The organism is Paraburkholderia sp. BL23I1N1 (assembly GCF_003610295.1).
Lineage (GTDB): Bacteria > Pseudomonadota > Gammaproteobacteria > Burkholderiales > Burkholderiaceae > Paraburkholderia.
This window is the reverse complement of record NZ_RAPV01000001.1, coordinates 2,535,375-2,555,463: the sequence shown is the minus strand read 5'-3', so window position 1 is coordinate 2,555,463 and position 20,089 is coordinate 2,535,375. Positions and strand designations below refer to the sequence as shown.

General features: G+C 61.4%; 18 protein-coding genes. 13 read left to right on the top strand and 5 right to left on the bottom strand.

Annotated elements, in window-relative coordinates; translation table 11 throughout:
* Window positions 1-205: 205 nt before the first annotated feature.
* From B0G76_RS12010 to B0G76_RS11950, 12 genes are all read left to right on the top strand, one after another.
* The gene (locus tag B0G76_RS12010; RefSeq protein ID WP_120292354.1) at window positions 206-2,443 is read left to right on the top strand and encodes an NADP-dependent isocitrate dehydrogenase; all 2,238 of its coding nucleotides are present in this window, start codon (window positions 206-208) and stop codon (window positions 2,441-2,443) included.
* Window positions 2,444-2,881: 438 nt separating this feature from the next.
* The gene (locus tag B0G76_RS12005; protein WP_120292353.1) at window positions 2,882-3,481 is read left to right on the top strand and encodes a 2'-5' RNA ligase family protein; all 600 of its coding nucleotides are present in this window, start codon (window positions 2,882-2,884) and stop codon (window positions 3,479-3,481) included.
* A gap of 551 nt (window positions 3,482-4,032) precedes the next feature.
* Complete coding sequence (locus B0G76_RS11995; protein ID WP_120292351.1) at window positions 4,033-4,434, top strand: DnaJ family domain-containing protein; 402 nt, start codon at window positions 4,033-4,035, stop codon at window positions 4,432-4,434.
* A 146-nt stretch (window positions 4,435-4,580) separates the two neighbouring features.
* Window positions 4,581-5,186, top strand: coding sequence for a tRNA adenosine(34) deaminase TadA (gene tadA / locus B0G76_RS11990; RefSeq protein WP_409076752.1), 606 nt, complete (start codon window positions 4,581-4,583; stop codon window positions 5,184-5,186).
* A gap of 27 nt (window positions 5,187-5,213) precedes the next feature.
* Window positions 5,214-6,140, top strand: coding sequence for a muramoyltetrapeptide carboxypeptidase (ldcA, locus tag B0G76_RS11985; protein ID WP_120292349.1), 927 nt, complete (start codon window positions 5,214-5,216; stop codon window positions 6,138-6,140).
* Window positions 6,141-6,457: 317 nt separating this feature from the next.
* Complete coding sequence (locus tag B0G76_RS11980; protein WP_120292348.1) at window positions 6,458-7,201, top strand: GntR family transcriptional regulator; 744 nt, start codon at window positions 6,458-6,460, stop codon at window positions 7,199-7,201.
* A gap of 346 nt (window positions 7,202-7,547) precedes the next feature.
* A complete protein-coding gene (locus tag B0G76_RS11975; protein WP_120292347.1) occupies window positions 7,548-9,023 on the top strand; it encodes an NCS1 family nucleobase:cation symporter-1 in 1,476 nt (491 codons plus the stop codon).
* Between the two features lie 24 nt (window positions 9,024-9,047).
* Window positions 9,048-9,914 carry an aspartate/glutamate racemase family protein gene (locus B0G76_RS11970; protein ID WP_120292346.1) on the top strand — a complete coding sequence of 289 codons (867 nt, stop codon included), beginning with the start codon at window positions 9,048-9,050 and terminating at the stop codon, window positions 9,912-9,914.
* A 249-nt stretch (window positions 9,915-10,163) separates the two neighbouring features.
* Window positions 10,164-11,114 carry an allantoinase PuuE gene (gene puuE / locus B0G76_RS11965; protein ID WP_120292345.1) on the top strand — a complete coding sequence of 317 codons (951 nt, stop codon included), beginning with the start codon at window positions 10,164-10,166 and terminating at the stop codon, window positions 11,112-11,114.
* A complete protein-coding gene (uraD, locus tag B0G76_RS11960) occupies window positions 11,111-11,632 on the top strand; it encodes a 2-oxo-4-hydroxy-4-carboxy-5-ureidoimidazoline decarboxylase (RefSeq protein WP_120292344.1) in 522 nt (173 codons plus the stop codon). Before puuE ends, uraD begins: the two co-directional genes overlap by 4 nt.
* A gap of 72 nt (window positions 11,633-11,704) precedes the next feature.
* Window positions 11,705-12,718, top strand: coding sequence for an allantoicase (gene alc / locus B0G76_RS11955; protein ID WP_063495873.1), 1,014 nt, complete (start codon window positions 11,705-11,707; stop codon window positions 12,716-12,718).
* The gene (locus B0G76_RS11950; protein ID WP_120296329.1) at window positions 12,715-13,227 is read left to right on the top strand and encodes an ureidoglycolate lyase; all 513 of its coding nucleotides are present in this window, start codon (window positions 12,715-12,717) and stop codon (window positions 13,225-13,227) included. The genes alc and B0G76_RS11950 overlap by 4 nt, the downstream gene beginning before the upstream one ends.
* A gap of 109 nt (window positions 13,228-13,336) precedes the next feature.
* Here B0G76_RS11950 and B0G76_RS11945 read toward each other — a convergent pair whose 3' ends face one another.
* The 4 genes from B0G76_RS11945 to uraH form a co-directional block, all read right to left on the bottom strand.
* Complete coding sequence (locus B0G76_RS11945) at window positions 13,337-14,686, bottom strand: type II toxin-antitoxin system HipA family toxin (RefSeq protein ID WP_120292342.1); 1,350 nt, start codon at window positions 14,684-14,686, stop codon at window positions 13,337-13,339.
* Window positions 14,683-14,949, bottom strand: coding sequence for a helix-turn-helix transcriptional regulator (locus B0G76_RS11940; protein ID WP_120292340.1), 267 nt, complete (start codon window positions 14,947-14,949; stop codon window positions 14,683-14,685). Before B0G76_RS11940 ends, B0G76_RS11945 begins: the two co-directional genes overlap by 4 nt.
* A 262-nt stretch (window positions 14,950-15,211) precedes the next feature.
* Window positions 15,212-16,405: a urate hydroxylase PuuD gene (locus B0G76_RS11935; protein ID WP_120292338.1), complete on the bottom strand. Its 1,194-nt coding sequence runs from the start codon at window positions 16,403-16,405 to the stop codon at window positions 15,212-15,214.
* A gap of 329 nt (window positions 16,406-16,734) precedes the next feature.
* On the bottom strand, window positions 16,735-17,088 hold the full coding sequence (uraH, locus tag B0G76_RS11930) for a hydroxyisourate hydrolase (RefSeq protein ID WP_012433320.1): 354 nt from the start codon (window positions 17,086-17,088) through the stop codon (window positions 16,735-16,737).
* 528 nt (window positions 17,089-17,616) lie between these two features.
* On the opposite strand from uraH, the gene B0G76_RS11925 reads away from it, so the two are divergent.
* The gene (locus B0G76_RS11925; protein WP_120292336.1) at window positions 17,617-19,014 is read left to right on the top strand and encodes an 8-oxoguanine deaminase; all 1,398 of its coding nucleotides are present in this window, start codon (window positions 17,617-17,619) and stop codon (window positions 19,012-19,014) included.
* Window positions 19,015-19,137: 123 nt separating this feature from the next.
* On the opposite strand, the gene B0G76_RS11920 is transcribed toward B0G76_RS11925, so the two are convergent.
* On the bottom strand, window positions 19,138-20,070 hold the full coding sequence (locus B0G76_RS11920; RefSeq protein WP_074764203.1) for a LysR substrate-binding domain-containing protein: 933 nt from the start codon (window positions 20,068-20,070) through the stop codon (window positions 19,138-19,140).
* Window positions 20,071-20,089 lie beyond the last annotated feature (19 nt).

Here is a 20,089-nt window from a genome sequence, read left to right as displayed (position 1 = left end):
GGCGTAGCCGGTCCAGTGACACGATCCGGGGTATGGGGTGGTTCGCGTGTAAGCGGATTCTTCATTCTCACGATTGCAATGTGAGCGTAATTGTGAAAAGGGCGCGCGGTGTAGCCCACCGGGAAGCGAAGTCAGGCAAAATTCCACTGCCAACGCCGGTCAGTGACGCCATTCGCCAACCCATTTCACGATCTCGAGGTAATGAATGACTACCCAGCAACCTACGATCATCTACACCCTGACCGACGAAGCGCCGCTGCTGGCGACGAGTGCCTTCCTGCCCATCATCCGCACGTTCACCGCGTCGGCCGGAATCCACGTCGCCGCGAGCGACATCTCGGTGGCCGGCCGCATTCTGGGCGAATTTCCAGAATTTCTGACCGAGGCGCAACGGGTGCCCGACAACCTGGCCGAACTCGGTCGTCTGACCTTGCTGCCCGATACCAACATCATCAAACTGCCCAACATTAGCGCCTCGGTGCATCAGTTGGTCGGTGCGATCAAGGAGTTGCAGGGGAAGGGCTACAACGTGCCGGATTTCCCCGAGGAACCGAAAACCGAAGCCGAGAAGGTCATTCGTCAGCGTTACTCCAGGTGCCTGGGCAGCGCCGTCAATCCCGTGCTGCGCGAGGGCAACTCGGACCGCCGTGCACCCAGCGCCGTGAAGAATTACGCTCGCAAGCATCCGCACAGCATGGGCGAATGGAGCATGGCTTCGCGCACTCACGTGGCTCACATGAAGCACGGCGACTTTTACCATGGCGAAAAGTCCATGACTTTGGACCGCGCCCGCGACGTGAGGATGGAACTGCTGACCCGCAACGGCGAGACGATCGTCCTCAAGCCTAAGGTCTCATTGCTGGACGGCGAGATCATCGACAGCATGTTTATGAGCAAGAAAGCGCTCTGCGACTTCTACGAAGAGCAGATGGAAGATGCGCGTAAGACCGATGTCATGCTGTCGCTGCACGTGAAGGCCACGATGATGAAGGTCTCGCATCCGATCGTGTTCGGGCATGCGGTGAAAATTTTCTACAAAGAGGCCTTTGAGAAGCACGGCAAACTGTTCGACGAACTGGGCGTGAACGTCAACAATGGCCTCGTGAATCTCTACGACAAGCTGGAGAGCCTGCCCACTTCCAAGCGCGAAGAAATCATCCGCGACCTGCACGCGTGCCACGAGCACCGGCCCGAACTGGCGATGGTGGACTCGGCCAAGGGGATCTCGAACCTGCACGCTCCCAACGACGTGATCGTGGATGCCTCGATGCCGGCCATGATCCGCATTGGCGGCAAAATGTGGGGCGCCGATGGCCGTCCGAAGGACACCAAGGCGGTGATTCCGGAAAGCACGTTCGCCCGTATCTATCAGGAGATCATCAACTTCTGCAAGACCAACGGCAACTTCGATCCGGTCACGATGGGCACGGTCCCCAACGTCGGGCTGATGGCCCAGCAGGCAGAGGAATACGGCTCGCACGACAAGACATTTGAAGTGCCCGAAGCGGGCGAAGCCCGCATTGTCGATATCGCCACGGGCGAAGTGTTGCTCGTGCAGAACGTCGAAGAAGGGGACATCTGGCGCATGTGCCAGGTCAAGGACGCGCCGATCCGAGACTGGGTCAAGCTGGCGGTTACCCGCGCCCGCAACTCGGGCATACCGGCCATCTTCTGGCTGGACCCGTACCGCCCACACGAGGCCGAGGTCATCAAGAAGGTCGAGACCTACCTCAAGGACCATGACACCACCGGTTTGGATATTCAGATCATGTCGCAGGTGCGAGCCATGCGTTACACGCTGGAGCGCGTCATTCGCGGGCTGGACACCATCTCGGTCACGGGCAATATTCTGCGCGACTACCTGACCGATCTGTTTCCCATAATGGAGTTGGGCACCAGCGCCAAGATGCTCTCCATCGTGCCGTTGATGGCCGGCGGCGGCATGTACGAAACCGGCGCGGGCGGCTCGGCGCCCAGGCACGTCAAGCAACTGGTGGAAGAAAACCATCTGCGCTGGGATTCGCTGGGTGAATTCCTGGCGCTGGCGGTGTCACTGGAAGACCTGGGCATCAAGACCGGCAATGCCAAGGCCAAAATACTGGCGAAGACGCTGGATGATGCCACTGGCAAGCTGCTGGAATACAACAAGAACCCTTCACCAAAGACAGGACAACTGGACAACCGCGGCAGTCAGTTTTATCTCGCCATGTACTGGGCCCAGGGGTTGGCCGCGCAAACCGAAGACGCCGCTCTTGCCGCACATTTCGCGCCGTTGGCGAAGCAACTGACCGAGAACGAGCAGGCCATTGTTGCTGAATTTTCGGCCGTGCAAGGCCAGCCGGTAGACATCGGCGGCTACTACATGCCCGACACAGAAAAGCTGGACGCCGTGATGCGCCCGAGCAAGATTCTGAATGCGGCACTGTTGGCGACTCAGGCTTAAGGAATTCAGGCTGCCCTGTCAATCAGGGCAGCCTGTGTCCGGTTGCTTGTTGATCGCTATCTTTCTGGTACCGATGCCCCGTTAGGCGGGCAACGGTCCAGTCGCGCTGCGGCGCCGACGCCACGAGGGCGCTGGGTGAATGACCATCCGCATCGACGATCGTCACTGCGGCATTGACCTCGTACAGGATCGACTGCTGATCCGTGAATGCGTACCCTTTCTCGCGCGGTGATGGTCGACCGCCGCTGTCCGTTTTTAAGCGCTTTCAGGTTGCTGCCGATACTGTATGAATGTACAGTGTTGTGTGTGTGCGGCCACTGAGCGCAAGCCCTCTTGCACTCCGCACCCGCAACCGACTTTCTTTCCAGAGGCGCTGGCAAGTGCACACCATTGAACGGAGATTCATTCCCATGCCGGCTTCACCCATTCAGGCGCGCCATGCCTGAGCAACTCTGGCTGCCCGGACTCGAGGCGCCACCCGTGCCGACAGACGGCCTGTTCTTCGCCGTCTTTCCAGATACGCGTACGGCGGCGAATATCTCGAAGCTCGCGCAACAGCTCTGCGGGGAGACGCGCTCAAAGAGCAAGCCGCTTGCAGCCAACCGTATGCACGTCACATTGATTCACCTTGGAAATTTCGCTGGCGGTTTGCCGCCAGCGCGAGTGGATGCGGCCATGAACGCGGCCGCGTCGATCAGGATGGAGCCTTTTAGCGTCGAGTTCGACAGTGCGCTCAGTTTTGCGCTGAAGCCGCGGCCGGGGCCGTTGGTGTTGGGTGGAGCGGAGGGTGTCGTTGGACTCCACGCGTTACACGACGCACTCGGATCGGCACTGCAAGACGCTGGATTTGGGGATCGCGCGGGCTCGTCAAATACGATGTACACCCCGCACGTGACACTCGCTTATGGCATGCCGTGGGTCGCGACACGTCCGGTCGAAGCCGTCAGTTGGAACGTGCGTGAGTTTGCTCTGGTGCACAGCCTGCTTGGACGTACCCGGCATGTGGTTCTCGCGCGATGGACTTTGGCCGCTACGTGAGCGTGCTGCCTCGCGTCGGCCGTCGTGAAGCCCATGCGTTGAGGCATTCCGGACTAGAACCGCACGCCGGTCGCGCAACCGCCGGCAAAGCCGCTGCCACTTCCGCCTGCACCTCCGCAGAACACGCCGCAGCCTGATAACGCGGCCGAGAGCGTCACGGCCGCCAATGCCGTACGCAGGCATCGCTTGAAAGCGCGCTTTTGAAGCGGCGCTGTCAGTACAGTCAGGTGTGGATGGAAGTGTGTGGCGCAGGTCGGACTAGCAGTGTCGAAGCGGTGGTCGATGATTCTGGAATGCATAGCGTAATGGGCTCCACGAGTGAGGCAGGTGCAGGCGGCCGCTGCTGTGGCACGCGGTGAAAGATATTCGTAAGTTTTTTGCGGGTTCGAAGCTGCAGCGCCGGCCGGGGCCGGCAACCCTCCACCCTAATCCACGCCATGCGCCCCTCAAATAGGCAATATCTGAAAACCAGGGGGATTCGTCGGTCAGACAGCCAGAACCGTCGCGCGCTCCCTGATAGAATGCTTGGGCCGCAACGTAGTGGACTGCAGATGAAATTGCTTGATGCGTTAGTCGAACAGCGTATTGCCGCCGCAGCCGCGCGCGGTGAGTTCGACGATTTACCCGGCGCGGGTGCGCCGCTGCCCCTTGAGGACGATGCTCTGGTCCCGGAGGAAGTGCGCGTCGCCAACCGGATTTTGAAAAATGCGGGTTTCGTGCCGCCGGCTGTCGAGCAGCTGCGCGCCTTGTGCGACCTGCAAGCGGAGCTGAATGCCGTGAGCGACCAGGCCACCCGCTGCCGTCTCCAGGCGCGCTTGCTGGCGCTGGATATGGCACTTGAATCGCTGCGTGGCGGCCCGCTGGTCCTGCCGCGCGAATACTGCCGCCGCATTGCCGAGCGGCTGTCGGAACGCGTTGGCAACCTCAATATGGCCGATGCGGGTTCGCAGTGAGCGAGCCGCTAGTGCGCTCCGCACCGCCTGATCCGGCGTCTGTCGAGTACCGCGAATCGGCAGAGGCGGCCACCTTGCTGGCTGCTCCGGCCGGCTCCGTTGGTCCCGGTGCTCCCGCACCGGCGGCGAGTGATTCGACTTCAGCAATTGCCGTCACTGCGCCAATCGATACCCCCACGCCAGAAGAATCGCCCGCACCGCCCGTCTCGGAGCGCGATCGCCGTTTCATGGCGCTCGCCCAGGCCGCCGCCGAAGAGGCGCGTGCAGCCGGCGAAGTGCCGGTTGGCGCGGTACTCGTGCGGGGCGAGGAAGTCATCGCCAAGGGGTTTAACCATCCGATCGGTGCTCACGACCCGTCGGCACATGCGGAAATGATCGCATTGCGCACAGCCGCGCAAGCTGTCGAAAACTACCGTCTGCCGGGCTGCGAGCTTTATGTGACGCTGGAACCTTGCCTGATGTGCGCCGGAGCGATCATGCACGCGCGCATCGCACGCGTCGTGTTCGGGGCGCGCGATCCGAAAACCGGCGCGTGCGGCAGTGTCGTCGACGCCTTCGCGAATCTGCAATTGAATCACCACACCACGGTGACCGGCGGTGTGCTCGAAACCGAATGCGGCGCCGCGCTCAAATCGTTCTTTGCCGACAGGCGGCGCGCAAGCCGTGAAGCACGCGCGGCGGCACGGGGCGAAGCGCCCCTCGACGCAGATGTTGAAACGCGCGGCGAACCGGGGTCGGCTGAGCCGCTCTAAAACAACAACGTCCAACAGGTCTTGCCAATGACCGTTCATCGCACCATTGAGTTGATCGCGCCGTCCGGGTATCCGCACGAATCCGAGGTGCTGCATCGCGCGTTGCACCGCTTGCATGCGCAGGGGCATCGCGTCGAGGGTGTGGAGGTGACAAGGCGCCGCTACCAGCGCTTCGCCGGCACCGACGGCGAACGTGCCGCCGATCTGAACCGGCTGGCCGACCCCTCGCGTGAACTGCCCGACATCGTGCTAGCCGTGCGTGGCGGCTACGGTGCGGCGCGCATCCTGCACGGACTCGACTACGAAGGGCTGCAACGGCGGCTGACCGATCAGCCGGTCGCGCTGGTGGGGCATAGCGATTTCACCGCGGTGCAGCTTGCCTTGCTGGCACGTGCGGGCGTGAAAACCTTCTGCGGTCCGATGTTGATGAGCGACTTCGGCGCGGAAGATCTGAGCGAATTCACGATGCAGCACTTCTGGTCCACGCTGACCAGGCCGACCATGACGGTGACGGGCAACGTGCCGCAAGCGCAGACCGCCGACGTGACCGGCATGTTGTGGGGCGGCAACCTGGCGGTGCTGACATCGTTGATCGGTACACCTTACATGCCGCCGGTGCAGGGCGGCATTCTGTTCGTCGAAGATGTCAACGAGCAGCCGTTCCGGCTCGAGCGGATGCTTTATCAGTTGCACCTGTCGGGCATCCTCGCGCAACAGCAGGCGCTTGTGCTCGGCGATTTCTCCGGTGGCAAACAGTACGATTACGACAACGGCTACGACCTGCACGCGGTGATCGAGCAGGTGAGGGCGGTGATCGGGATTCCGGTCATCACCGGGCTGCAATTCGGTCATGTTCCCAACATGCTGACGCTGCCGGTCGGTGCGGACGCGCACCTCGTCGCTAACGCGCATGGGTTCAAGCTGACGGTATCGGGCTATCCAACCCTCGCCTGAAAAGACGTGGGGCAGGGAAGCGGGCGGTTTGCCCGCTTTCTTTTTTAATCAATAATGCAACTAACGGTCGGCATTTTTCACCCCCGCGCCAACAGACCAGTTCCATGAAGGCCCCTCACTTTGTTGACAAAAACTGTCTCCAATAGACGGCCACCCTGACCATTAATTAAACTGGTATTGAAGCAGAGTAAGGTCCGCGCAGGCTGCTCATTGGCCTACAGCATGGCCCGGCCGTCCAGATTGTCGAAAAGTGACGCAAAAATTGTTGACAATTTTTGTGTCCATCCTATGATGACCAACATACCGAGACACACATCATGTCCGACACAGATTCCACCGCCGCGAATAGTTCGAAACCCGAAGCGATCGCCGAGCGCATCCGCGCCGCGATCCTCGAGCATCGGCTGGCTCCCGGCGCCAAGCTGACAGAAGCGCAGTTGTGCGAAGTATTCGGCGTGAAGCGCGGCCCGATCCGGCAGGCGCTCGCGCAACTGGCCACCGACCACCTCGTCGACCTCGAGCCGAATCGTGGTGCGTTCGTCGCCAGTCCGTCGCTGCAGGAAGTGCATGAAGTGTTCGAAATGCGCCGTATCATTGAACTGGCCGTAGTTGAAAAGATTTGCGGCGGTCACGGCATGCGCCGTTTGAAGAGCATTGGCAGCATGATCGGCCGTGAGCGCAAGGCGTTCGAAACACGTGATTTTCCGGCGTGGATTCGTCTATCGGGTGAGTTCCATACCGAGTTGGCCGGGCTCACTGGTAACGCCGTGTTGTGCGACTGCCTGAGCGGACTGGTGGCACGCTCCACGCTGATTTCTGCACTGTACGAATCACTCGGACGCAGCCCTTGCTCGTTCGAAGACCATGAAGCCATTCTCGCCGCGCTCGACGCCGGCGATGCCAAAGAGGCGGCGGCACTGATGTCGCGCCATTTGCAAAGCGTCGAGTTGAAGATGCTGGAGCGCCCCGCACGTGGCGCAGCCGATCTGCATGAAGTTTTCGGCGCACTTAACAGCGCAGCGAAGGAAGCACCTGGTAGACCCAAGTCCGCGCCAGACTGAGGCAGGCGGCCGGTGCGCGCCCGTTGCTGGTGCGCGTCGCACTGAATTGAACTGAACCGAATCAGGCGTTGCAAGGCGGCTCGGCGTGAGCGCTGCCGGCTTGCGCACGCGTGGCCGTCACGGGATGACAGCCTTGGAGTAGTAACGCATCGCCGGGAATACGCGGCTGCAGGCGGTGCGATAAGCACAAGTACGTCAAGTACGGAGACACCCGCGGTGCGGTCAAGCAACCTGCTCGAACCTCCTGTTTCCTCTTGCTTGCCTATCGAGGAGAAGAGGGCGGCTGGCATGACCGATGCAATGTCCTTCGATTCACGATCGATGGTCTCTATCCCAAGGAGGAATCATGGCTCAGTTCAGTGCAACGTCCAGCAGTCCCGCAATTCCCACATACGGAGACGCGCCCAGCGATCCGTCGATCCCCGCAGGCTACAGCGAGAGGCTGTACAACGAAGACCTGGCGCCGCTGCGCCATCAAACCTGGGGTGCTTACAACATCTTCGCGTTCTGGATGTCGGATGTGCATAGCGTCGGCGGCTATGTGTTCGCGGGCAGTCTGTTCGCGCTTGGACTGACGAGCTGGCAAGTGCTGATCGCGCTGCTGGTCGGCATTATGATTGTCAACCTGCTCTGCAACCTGATCGCCAAGCCGAGTCAGGCGAACGGCGTGCCTTATCCGGTGGCTTGCCGCGCAACGTTTGGCGTGCTCGGCGCGAATATTCCCGCCGTGATTCGCGGCTTGATCGCGGTTGCATGGTATGGAATCCAAACTTATCTGGCTTCGAGCGCACTGGTGATCGTGGTGCTGAAGTTCGTCCCGCAACTGTTGCCGTACGCGGACGTGCACCACCATGGTTTCATGGGGCTTTCCACCTTGGGCTGGACCGGGTTCATGCTGCTGTGGGTGTTGCAGGCGCTGGTGTTCTGGCACGGCATGGAGACCATCAAGAAGTTCATCGACTTCGCGGGTCCGGCAGTCTACGTGGTGATGTTCATTCTCGCAGGTTACATGGTGTATCGCGCAGGATGGCGAAACATCGGCATCAACCTGGGAGGCGTTAAATATCACGGCATGGAAGTGGTGCCGGTGATGATCACGGCGACTTCGCTCGTGGTGTCGTATTTCTCCGGGCCGATGCTGAATTTCGGCGACTTTTCGCGCTACGGCAAGAGCTTTCGCAGCGTGCAGCGCGGCAACTTCTGGGGGCTGCCGGTCAACTTCCTCGCCTTCTCGCTGGTGACGGTGGTCACGACCGCGGCCACGCTGCCGGTGTTTGGCCAATTGATCACGGACCCGGTCGAAACGGTGGGCCGTATCGACTATCCGACTGCGGTGATTCTCGGTGCGTTGACCTTCACGATTGCGACTATCGGCATCAACATCGTCGCTAACTTCGTGTCGCCGGCCTTCGACTTCTCGAATGTCGCGCCGCGTCTGATCAGTTGGCGCGCGGGTGGCATGCTTGCGGCGGTGGCGTCGATTTTCATCACGCCGTGGAATCTCTTCAACAACCCGGCGGTCATTCACTACACGCTCGACGTACTCGGCAGTTTCATTGGACCGTTGTATGGTGTCCTGATCGTCGACTACTTCCTCGTGAAGCGTCAAAAGATCGTGCTCGACGATCTCTACTCGGTCTCTCCAAGCGGCTCATACTGGTACAGGAACGGTGTCAATTACCGAGCCGTCGCCGCATTGTTGCCGGCCGCGGTCATTGCCGTGATCTGCGTGATGGTGCCGACGCTCGATGGGCTGGCCAATTTCTCGTGGTTCATCGGCGCTGGGTTGGGTGCCGTGTTCTATCGCGTGCTCGCTCGCTGAGCCAGTGCTGCAACAGGAGTCGATATGCGCATCAAACTGATCAATCCGAATACGACCCAACGCATGACCGAGGCGATGGGCCGCTGCGCGCGCGAAGTCGCCACGCCTGGCACCGAAGTGATCGCGGTCAACCCGACAATGGGACCGCCGTCGATTGAAGGCTATTACGACGAAGCGCTTGCAACGCCCGGTTTGCTCGCGGAGGTTATCGCCGGCGAGCGTGAGGGCTGTGACGGGTACGTGATTGCCTGCTTCGGCGACCCCGGTTTATACGCGGCCCGCGAGGTGGCGCGCGGGCCGGTGATCGGCATCGCCGAAGCGGCGATGCATGCCGCGAGCGTGCTGGCGCCGGGATTTTCGGTGGTGACAACCCTGGCGCGCACGTGCGGCATGGCGTGGCATCTCGCCGAGCGCTACGGTATGAAGCGTTTTTGCCGCAACGTGCGCGCCACCGACGTCGCCGTGCTGGACCTGGACAAGCCCGGCTCGGCGGCGCGCCGCATCATCCTCGACGAATGTCGGCGCGCGCTGGCGGAGGACGGTTCGGACGCGATCGTGCTCGGTTGCGCCGGCATGGCCGAATTGTGCGCGGAGATTGAAGACGCCCTGGGCGCGCCGGTGATCGAGGGCGTAACGGCCGCGGTCAAATGGACCGAGGCGCTGGTCGCGCTGCGATTGTCGACAGCCAAGCGGGGCGACTACGCGCGTCCGCTGGCCAAGCGCTACGACGGCGCGCTGGAAGCCTTCAGTCCAACCGATGCCGACCCAAATCCCCGGCCGCATCGCGATTCGGCCGCGAGCACGGCGGAAGGCGCTAATGCGCCGGGTTTGCTGCGGGTAAACACCACGGAACGCCCGGCGGGGCGGGCTCCGCACATACATCCAGTCTGACACGCACTATCTGTCCGGGTGTATGGGCGCACCCGGGCGTTTTCGCTACACTGGTCCCACTCGGCGCTGGTGCCCGAACGCTATTTTGCTGCTGCTTTTGGTGCCGCTATTCCGGGCTGTTTCCGCCCGCGCCGGCATGCGTAACACGCAAAATCACGCACACGCATGCAGAACGCACGCAAACCCCACGTGCATGTCACGTGAGTTCCACGCGAATTTTACGTACCGTCATCACGCTTTCGTCAAACCATGCCACTCGACTCGAACTATCCACGCGATCTGATCGGCTACGGCCGCCACCCGGTGCAGGCGAACTGGCCGGGTCGGGCGCGTGTCGCGGTGCAATTCGTCCTGAACTACGAAGAGGGCGGTGAAAACTGCGTGCTTCACGGCGATCCGGGCTCGGAGCAGTTTCTGTCGGAAATCGTTGGCGCGGCGTCTTTCCCGGCGCGTCATATGAGCATGGAGTCGATCTACGAATACGGCTCGCGCGCAGGCGTGTGGCGCATTCTGCGCGAATTCGAAAAGCGCGGCTTGCCGCTCACGGTGTTCGGTGTCGGCATGGCGATGGAACGGCATCCCGATCTCGGGCGCGCGTTCGTCGAACTCGGTCATGAGATCGCCTGCCACGGCTATCGCTGGATCCATTACCAGGACATGTCGCCGGAAAAAGAGGCGGAGCACATGCGCCTCGGCATGGAAGCGATCGAGCGCATTACCGGCGAGCGCCCGCTTGGCTGGTACACCGGCCGCGACAGTCCCAACACGCATCGCCTGGTCGCCGAATACGGCGGCTTCCTGTACGACTCGGACTACTACGGCGACGATCTGCCGTTCTGGATGGACGTTGAAGTGACGGGCGGCGCGAAGAGTCCGCAACTGATCGTGCCGTACACGCTCGACACCAACGATATGCGCTTTGCCAGCCCGCAAGGCTTCAACACCGCGGACCATTTCTTCACGTACCTGCGCGACGCATTCGACGTGCTCTACGAGGAGGGCGACGAAGCGCCGAAGATGCTGTCGATCGGCATGCACTGCCGTTTGCTCGGCCGTCCGGGGCGTTTCCGTGCACTGCAACGTTTTCTCGACCATATCGAACAGCACGATCGCGTGTGGGTGACGCGTCGCGTCGATATCGCGCGTCACTGGCGCGAACATCACCCTTACCAACAAAACAACCGCGGGGCAGCGGCATGAAGGCGATGCAATACACTCTTGACCAACTCAACAGCACGCCGACCGGCGCGTTCGTCGCGGCGCTGTCGGGCATTTTCGAGCACTCGCCGTGGGTCGCGGAAATCGCCGCGCAGCAACGGCCGTTTGCCAGCATCGACGAACTGCATAGCAAGATGTCGAACATCGTTGAGACTGCCGGCGAAGAAAAGCAACTGGCGTTGATCAATGCCCACCCGGAGCTCGCCGGCAAGGCTGCGGTGCGCGGCGAGTTGACGGCCGAATCCACCCGTGAGCAGAGCGGCGCGGGCCTTGCCCAGTGCACGCAGGAAGAATTCGACAGGCTGGTGGCGTTGAACAGCGCCTACCGCGAGAAGTTTGGCTTTCCGTTCATCCTCGCGGTGCGCGGTTACGACCGCCACGGCATCATCGCGAACTTCGAGACCCGCGTGAACAACAGCCGCGCGGATGAATTGCGCGCCAGCCTCGATCAGATCTACCGCATCGCACGTTTCCGGCTCGACGACCTGATCGACGCGTAAGGTTTGACCACGCGTCGCGAACCTCGAACTGAAACGTTTTTTCAGCACTAGCAAACACTAAGGAAGACTACGATGGCACTCCCGATTCTCGACCCCAACGCACCGGAATTCACGCGCCGCTATGTGAACCTGGCGGACCCGCGTCTGGGCGCGCAGGCCCTCGAGGCCAGCGACGATTTCTTCGCACCGAAGGAGCGTATGCTGAATCCGGAGCCGGCCGTTTTCATTCCGGGCAAGTACGACGACAACGGCAAGTGGATGGACGGCTGGGAAACGCGCCGCAAGCGCGCCAACGGCTACGACTGGTGCGTCGTGAAGCTCGCGCGTCCGGGCGTGATCAAGGGTCTCGACCTCGACACCAGCCACTTCACGGGCAACTTCCCGCCGGCGGCTTCGGTTGAGGCTGCGCGCGTCGTGGACGGCGTGCCGAACCAGTCCACGCAATGGACCGAAATCGTCCCGTCGACCACGCTGCAAGGCAATAGCCACCACTATCACGAAGTCAGCGACGCGAACGCCTACACGCACCTGCGCGTGAACATTTACCCTGATGGCGGTATTGCGCGTCTGCGTGTGTATGGCCAGCCGCAAGTCGACTGGGCGGGCGCGAGCCGCACCGAGCAGTTCGATCTGGCCGCGATGGAAAACGGCGCGTATCTGGTCGCGGCGAACAACCAGCACTTCGGCGCTGCATCGACGATTCTGATGCCGGGCCGTGGCGTGAACATGGGCGACGGCTGGGAAACGCGCCGCCGCCGTGAACCGGGCAACGACTGGGCGATCGTCGCGCTGGCGCAACCGGGCGTGATCCGGAAGATCGAAGTCGATACGGCTCACTTCAAGGGCAACTATCCGGACCGTTGCTCGATCCAGGCCGCGTATGTAACGGGTGGCACGGACAGCTCGCTGATCACGCAAGCCATGTTCTGGCCGGTGCTGCTGGGCGAACAGAAGTTGAAGATGGACAACCAGCACTATTTCGAAAGCGAAATCGCTGCCCTGGGTCCGGTCACGCACGTGCGCTTCAACATCATTCCGGACGGCGGCGTGTCGCGTCTGCGTCTGTGGGGCACGCTCGCATCATGAAAACGCTGCTTATCGAACCCTTGACGAAGGAGGCGTTCGCTGCATTCGGCGACGTGGTTGAACTCGAAGGCGCGAAGCAGATTCCGATCAACCTCGGCACCACGATCCGCTATCACGATCTCGCGAAAGTGGACGTGACCGACGAGAACGGTCGTACGCTGGTGAACCTGTTTCGCGGGCAGCCGCGCACGTTGCCGTTCGAGGTGAAGATGCTCGAACGGCATCCGCTGGGCAGCCAGGCCTTCGTGCCGCTCAACGACAAGCCGTATCTGGTGGTCGTGGCGCCGGCTGGCGAGCTGGACCCGACGCAGATTCGTGCGTTCGTGACGAGCGGCTGGCAAGGCGTGAACTATGCGAAGGGTGTCTGGCACCATCCGCTGATCGCGTTGGGCGGCGTGAGCGACTTTATCGTCGTCGATCGGGGTGGCGATGGACACAATCTGAACGAGCAGGATCTGGCCGAGTCGTTCTGGCTTACCGAAGACGCGTTGAGCGCGGTGACGGTTTGAGGTTGGTTGCTTTGACGTATGGATCAGGTTGATTATGAAAAGGCCCACCGTGCATGCTGTGGGCCTTTTTTATTTGGGGGCCACCGTGCCGCGGGGCGCATCTCGTCGATCAGTTACGCTTGCCAAGAAGCGGTGAGTGTCCGATCACTTCACGTGCACGTTCTGCGGGCTCCGGCGCGGAGAATCCCGCGGCTTCGATTGCCGGTTTGAGTCCATTGAATTGCAGACTTTTCTTCGGCGATCGCAGCGATGCCATGCCGTCATCCCAGGCGTGAAGCATCTGCTTCGCCACGTTGCGCCATTGCGGCTCGTTGCGTGCCGCTTCAATCAATTCGTGACCGACGGTGAGCGCCGAATCGCATAGAGCCTCAACCATCTGCGCATATTGCCGCGGCGCGATCCCCATGCGGGTGTTGAAAAAGCGCTCAAGCGTTTTGCCCGCCGCCCAGGTCTTACGGCCGTCGATCGGAAGGCCTGGCAGATTGGCTGCGAAACGCGGATAGGCCTGTGTTGTGACGATGTCATAGGCGGGCGTAAACGCGACATCATCCACCGACGTGTAAAGCAGTGCGACGTTCTTCGTGTGGCAGTCCGCGTTGCGCACGACGTAGTTTGTCAGCAAGTGCCAGGCGAGATGTTCGAGTTGCTGCCGCATGCTCTCGCGATCGAGCAGGTAGGCTCGCGCGGCGTTGAGCATTTTCTCGCTGGTCGAATTGTACTTTTCGTGCGGCGGCAAACCTAACAGGCCGCACATGTCTTCGACACCATAGGCCGGCAGTCCGTGCTTATCGACGTCGAAGCGTTCGACGATCAGCGCCCGGCCGTCATCCGACATCTGCGTGCGTGCGACCGGCCCTACGCCGAGCCGTTCGAGCACGCGCATCGAGTAGAACTCGTTGAAACCGAGAAACGGCGTGCTGTCGTCGGAGCCTTTGACGATGTGGTGGCTCGTTCGGATGGTCGGTTTGCCGAGCGGCGTCGGTGCGGACGCGCTGGAAGCAACCGTCTGAGGTGCGATGAACTTTGGCACGGCGCCCGAGATGGCCGCGCGCGCATATTCACGAACCAGCGCGGCGAAATGTTCGGCGGTATTGTCACCGTGCAGGATGTCCTGCACATCTAGCGCTTGCAGTTCGGTGCCCGGCGCTACGCCTTCGGGCGTAACGGTGACGCGGCCAATCCCCATGGCGCCGACCACGGCGAGCAGCGACAGATCGGTGCCGTCGAGCAATGGCCCAAATCGCTCGCGGATCAGATTTAGCAGGTAGCCCTCGGGCAGGTTCTGCCGGAAAAACGGATGCAGGTCGCGCGGCCAGCGCCAGGCTTCTTCGCGCACTGGCATGGTCAGACTGACGAAGTCGGCTACCGTTGCGTCGCGATCGTATTTGAGGACGTAGTCGTCGCGCTCCCGAAACAGCGTGGCGACGTGCTTGCCCAATACCTGAACGTCGAGTCTCATGAGTTCGCGTCCGGCATGCGTTGCTCAGCCAGGATGTCTTCGAGCGTGCGCCCGTGCCCGTGCGCGACGAACTTGAGGTCGTAGCCGGCTGCTTCAAGCAGACGCACGAGTACGGACACGCTCATATCGCTTTTGGCCAGCGTTTCCATACGTGCGACGGTGGTGCGAGCCACGCCCGCCCGGCGCGCCAATTCCTCTTGCGACAGGTGGTTTTCGCGCCGAACGGACTTCAGCATGTTCGATACGTCAGCGAGATTGGTCATTTGTAGCCCCAAGGCGTCGAATTGGCATGTATTAGCCTATATTGTAGCTCATGGGACACAAATTATTTCTATGATTTTGTGCCTTTCGGGCTACATTTTGCCTATTCTTATTCAATTTGTGCCTCTTGGGCTACAAAATTAACTGTCGTTATTAACAATTAACCCGGACCGACTGGCCAACAAAAAAGCGGGCTTCCCGCTCACGCGAAAAGCCCGCTTCGTACTGCTTTGCCAAAGCCGGGTGCAACACCCGGCCAGCACATTACTTCACTGCACCGCCTTCGAACCACGCGGCGATCTTCATCCGCTCGTCGTCGGTCATGTGCGTAACGTTGCCCAGCGGCATCGCCTTCAATGTCACCGCCTGCTGATAGATCCGCGGTGCGTTCTGCGAGATCTCGTCCGGCGTATCCAGCAACACGCCGGCCGGGGCGCTGCCCATCATCGTCGGATGGGCGGAGTGGCATGCCACGCAGCGCTGTTGCAGCACCGGCGCGATATCGGCCACCTTGACCGCCGGCGCGTTCGCGGCCTGCGCTTGCGGCACCATCGGCTTCGGCATGGTCCAGAAGAGGGCGCAGAACATCAGCACGATACCCACCAGCGGCAGATACCACAGGACCTGGCCACGGTGACGCATCACGAAGAACTGGCGAATCAGCGCGCCGGCCAGCATGATCATCAGGAGCACGACCCAGTTGTACTGATTCGTGTACGTCATCGCGTAGTGGTTCGACAGCATCGCGAACACCACCGGCAGCGTGAAATACGTGTTGTGCACCGAGCGCTGCTTGCCGCGCTTGCCGTAGATCGGGTTCGGCGTTTCGCCCTTGAGCATCGCGGCAACCATCTTGCGCTGACCCGGGATGATCACGAAGAACACGTTCGCCGACATGATCGTTGCCAGCATCGCACCCATGATCAGGTAAGCCGCGCGGCCCGCGAAGATATGGCACGCCAGGTACGCCGCGATCACCACATAAACGCCGACGCAGATCCCCAGAACTTTGTCTTTATTGCCGAGAAGACGGCACAGCGAGTCGTAGACGATCCAGCCTGCAGCGAGGAAGCCGAGTGCCGAAGCAACTGCCACAACCGGACCCATATCGAGCACGTTCTTGTCGATCAGGTAGGTGCTCGGCGCGAGCAGATACAGCACCGTGAAGAGGCTCGCGCCCGACAGCCACGTGGTGTACGACGGCCACTTGGACCAGTGCAGGTCGTCCGGCATTTCCGGCGGCGCGACGGTGTACTTCTGCATGTTGTAGAAGCCACCGCCGTGTACGTGCCACAGTTCGCCGAACACACCGCGCTTGCGCTGGTTCGGGTCCGTAGGCGGTTTCAGGCTGTTGTCGAGCGCGACGAAATAAAACGATTCGCCGATCCAGGCGATCGCGGCGATGACGTGAAACCAGCGCAATGCCAGGTTCAGCCAGTCAGTAATAAAGCCTTCCATGAAACTCCTCCACTTCTGATTCGTTGTACGTGTAACGACGCTTATGCCTTGATTGCGCCTTCGGTGACCCGGTTGACGGGGCCTCGGCATGCGTGGCGTGTCGCTACACAGACTGCGGGGTGAGAGACGCGGTGCGCTCAGTTCGCACGCGCCGTTTTTTATTGGAACGTCAGGTCGGGTCGCTCGCGTTCGATTGCGCTTCGCGGGTGTCTCCAAAGATCCGCACAGTGCAATCGGGCGCGCTCGGAAATACAACGCGACTTCAACCTCGCCGTCCTCCAACGCCTATCGAAAACGCAGGGTGCGCTGAGTTGCCCCTTAGTGCCCCCTTAGCTGCCCCGATAGGTGCTGTACGACCACGGCGACACCAGCAGTGGCACGTGATAGTGCGCGCCGGCATCGGCCACGCCAAAACGCAGCACGACGCGATCGACGAAACGCGGCTCCGGCACCTTGGTGCCGATCGATGCGAAGTAATCGCCGGCGCCGAACACGAGTTCGTATTCGCCCGCAACGAGTGCGTCGCCTTCGAGCAGCGGCTGGTCGCAGCGGCCGTCGTCATTGGTGGTGGTGGTTTTGAGCGCGCGGCGAGTGTCGCCGGAGAGCGCAAAGAGTTCGACCTTGATGCCCGCGCCGGGACGGCCGTTCGCGGTGTCGAGCACATGGGTAGTGAGCTTTCCCATTCGCAATTTTCCTTATGTGAATGCGAGGTTTCGGCGGCGGCCCGATCCAGAATACGTTGCGGCGGATCGAGGCTCCACGTCAGTGGCTACATACCCGTCGGCGAATTGAAGCGAGCGCCGTGGCAGCCATTGTAAAAAGGATGTTCACGTCAGCGCACGCGAGATAGGAAAGATAATACCTGGCGCATGACAGACAGCCTGTTGAAAGCTGTTTCGAGTCGATTTGTTCGACGATTGCCGTGCTTTTAATCGCATCGTCCGATCGTACCGGCGCCAAAATAGGCCCACTATATCGGCAGTGTGAGGTTGGGTATCGCACTGGCGCGAGTTGTCAGCATTATTTTGACCGTCGAAGGTTATACCCGTGCGCCGCAGCAAACATGAGTGAAGCGCGGCACATCCCGAAGACGGCGGAAATACGCTGGGTAACCGGGCCAACGGCGTTCGACAGGACGCGGCGGCACGGTTGGCGTGCCGTCCCATCGCGTTCGAACGGCTTTGCACGGAAGCAATGAAGCGGAGAAACGAATGACGATGGAACAAACGGCTATGAAATCAAACAGGCCGAAGAAAACGATGCTGGTGAAGCACGCGGACGTGCTGGTCACGATGGACGGCGCCCGGCGCGAACTGCGCGACGGCGGCCTGTATATCGAGGACAACCGCATCGTCGCGGTCGGACCCACGGTGGAATTGCCGCAAACGGCCGACGAAGTGCTGGACATGCGCGGCCACCTGGTGATTCCAGGGCTGGTGAACACGCATCACCATATGTATCAGAGCCTGACGCGCGCGATTCCGGCGGCGCAGAACGCCGAGTTGTTCGGCTGGCTGACCAACCTCTACAAGGTGTGGGCGAACCTCACACCGGAGATGATCGAAGTCTCGACCTTGACGGCGATGGCCGAGCTGTTGCTGTCCGGTTGCACGACCTCGAGCGACCATTTGTATATCTACCCGAACGGTAGCCGCCTCGACGACAGCATCGTCGCGGCGCAGCGGATCGGCATGCGTTTTCACGCCGCGCGCGGCAGCATGAGCGTGGGGCAGAAGGACGGCGGTTTGCCGCCGGATTCGGTGGTCGAACGTGAAGCGGACATTCTGAAGGACACGCAGCGTCTGATCGAGACGTATAACGACGAAGGGCGTTACGCGATGTTGCGCGTGGTGGTGGCGCCGTGCTCGCCGTTCTCGGTGAGCCGCGATCTGATGCGCGAATCGGCGGTGATGGCGAGGCATTACGGGGTGTCGCTGCACACGCACCTGGCGGAGAACGTCAACGATATCGCGTACAGCCGTGAGAAGTTCGGCATGACGCCGGCGGAGTATGCGGAAGACCTCGGCTGGGTCGGTCACGATGTGTGGCATGCGCACTGTGTGCAACTCGACGACGCGGGCATCGAACTATTCGCCCGCACGGGTACCGGCGTCGCGCATTGCCCGTGCTCGAACATGCGGCTGGCCTCGGGGATTGCGCCGGTCAAGCGGATGCGCCTTGCGGGTGTACCGGTGGGCCTCGGTGTCGACGGTTCGGCGTCGAACGACGGGGCGCAAATGGTCGCGGAAGTGCGGCAGGCGCTGCTGTTGCAGCGGGTCGGTTTCGGGCCGGACGCAATGACCGCGCGCGAAGCTTTGGAGATTGCGACGCTAGGCGGCGCGAAGGTGCTGAATCGCGACGACATCGGCGCGCTGGCGCCGGGCATGGCAGCGGATTTCGTGTCGTTCGACCTGCGTCAGCCGCTGTTCGCGGGCGCGTTGCACGATCCGGTCGCGGCACTGGTGTTCTGCGCGCCGTCGCAGGTGAGTCACAGCGTGATCGGCGGCAAGGTGGTCGTGAAGAATGGTCAGTTGACGACGCTGGAGCTCGGGCCGGTCATCGAGCAGCACAACCGCCTGGCCAGGACGCTTTACGAAGCGGCAGCGTAAGCGTAATGATTGGGTAAGAACGGAAGTAAGAGCGGAATAGAAGGAGCGGGTCTACCGGCATCCGCAAAGAATGGATGCCGGTAGATCGATGCACGAAGCGCAGCACAAAGCGCTGCGCCAAGATCAGGGCTTGTCGATCAGCGTCTTGGTCGCTTCAGCGACCAGACTGCGCAGCCAGCGCACTTCGTCGGAGTAATGCACGCGTTCGTGCCACAGCTGGTAGTACTGCATCGGCGGGAAATCGAGCGGTGCGGGCACCACGGTCAGCGGCAGGAACTTGGCGTAGTAGTCGGCAAACAGGCGTGTCGTCGTAAAGATCAGATCGGACTTGATCAGCACGTAAGGCGCCAGATTGAAGTACGGCAACGTGACGACCACGTGACGCTTTAACCGTTCGCGCGCGAGATGCACATCTATCGCGCCCCGTTGGCCCACCGAGTAAGGAGTCGGCGCAAGATGCGGCGCATTCAGATACTGGTCGAGCGTCAGCCCGCCGCGTTTGGCGAACGGATGCGTGTTGCTCATCAGGCAGACGATCTGATCGACGAACAGATTCGACAGGTGCAATTGCTCCGGCGGTTCCGGCCAGTTGCCGACCACGATATCGAGCTTGCCGTCCTCGAGCGCGAGTTCGTAGTCGAACGCCGGCCCGAGCGAGTGAAACTCGAGCGTCGCGTTCGGCGCGGCCTGACGAAAGCGTTCGACCACTGTCGGCACGAACAGCACGTTCAGGTAGTCCGGGCAGCCGATCCGGTAGCAACGGATCGAGGTCGCCGGGTCGAAGTTGTGCTGCTGGAACTTGATGCGTTCGATCTCGCGCAGCGCGTTTTGCACCGGTTCGAGCAGGCGCAGGCCGTACTCGGTCGGCACCATGCCAGACTTGCCGCGCACCAGCAGCGGGTCGCCGGTGATGTCGCGCAGGCGGCGCAGCGCCGCGCTGATGGCGGGTTGCGATTGATTCAGTTTGACGGCCGCGCGCGTGACGCTGCGTTCCATCAACAGGGTGTGCAAGACGCGTAATAGATACGTATCGATCGCCTCGCGTTGCTGACTCATGACTTCTCCGAAATATATG

Coding starts and splice junctions, on each gene's coding strand:
- B0G76_RS11935 (WP_120292338.1), bottom strand. CDS start 16,405: ATGGAAGGCTTTATTACTGACTGGCTGAACCTGGCATTGCGCTGGTTT.
- B0G76_RS11995 (WP_120292351.1), top strand. CDS start 4,033: ATGAAATTGCTTGATGCGTTAGTCGAACAGCGTATTGCCGCCGCAGCC.
- B0G76_RS11980 (WP_120292348.1), top strand. CDS start 6,458: ATGTCCGACACAGATTCCACCGCCGCGAATAGTTCGAAACCCGAAGCG.
- B0G76_RS12010 (WP_120292354.1), top strand. CDS start 206: ATGACTACCCAGCAACCTACGATCATCTACACCCTGACCGACGAAGCG.
- B0G76_RS12005 (WP_120292353.1), top strand. CDS start 2,882: ATGCCTGAGCAACTCTGGCTGCCCGGACTCGAGGCGCCACCCGTGCCG.
- B0G76_RS11945 (WP_120292342.1), bottom strand. CDS start 14,686: ATGAGACTCGACGTTCAGGTATTGGGCAAGCACGTCGCCACGCTGTTT.
- B0G76_RS11940 (WP_120292340.1), bottom strand. CDS start 14,949: ATGACCAATCTCGCTGACGTATCGAACATGCTGAAGTCCGTTCGGCGC.
- B0G76_RS11975 (WP_120292347.1), top strand. CDS start 7,548: ATGGCTCAGTTCAGTGCAACGTCCAGCAGTCCCGCAATTCCCACATAC.
- uraH (WP_012433320.1), bottom strand. CDS start 17,088: ATGGGAAAGCTCACTACCCATGTGCTCGACACCGCGAACGGCCGTCCC.
- B0G76_RS11920 (WP_074764203.1), bottom strand. CDS start 20,070: ATGAGTCAGCAACGCGAGGCGATCGATACGTATCTATTACGCGTCTTG.
- alc (WP_063495873.1), top strand. CDS start 11,705: ATGGCACTCCCGATTCTCGACCCCAACGCACCGGAATTCACGCGCCGC.
- B0G76_RS11925 (WP_120292336.1), top strand. CDS start 17,617: ATGACGATGGAACAAACGGCTATGAAATCAAACAGGCCGAAGAAAACG.
- ldcA (WP_120292349.1), top strand. CDS start 5,214: ATGACCGTTCATCGCACCATTGAGTTGATCGCGCCGTCCGGGTATCCG.
- B0G76_RS11950 (WP_120296329.1), top strand. CDS start 12,715: ATGAAAACGCTGCTTATCGAACCCTTGACGAAGGAGGCGTTCGCTGCA.
- puuE (WP_120292345.1), top strand. CDS start 10,164: ATGCCACTCGACTCGAACTATCCACGCGATCTGATCGGCTACGGCCGC.
- uraD (WP_120292344.1), top strand. CDS start 11,111: ATGAAGGCGATGCAATACACTCTTGACCAACTCAACAGCACGCCGACC.
- B0G76_RS11970 (WP_120292346.1), top strand. CDS start 9,048: ATGCGCATCAAACTGATCAATCCGAATACGACCCAACGCATGACCGAG.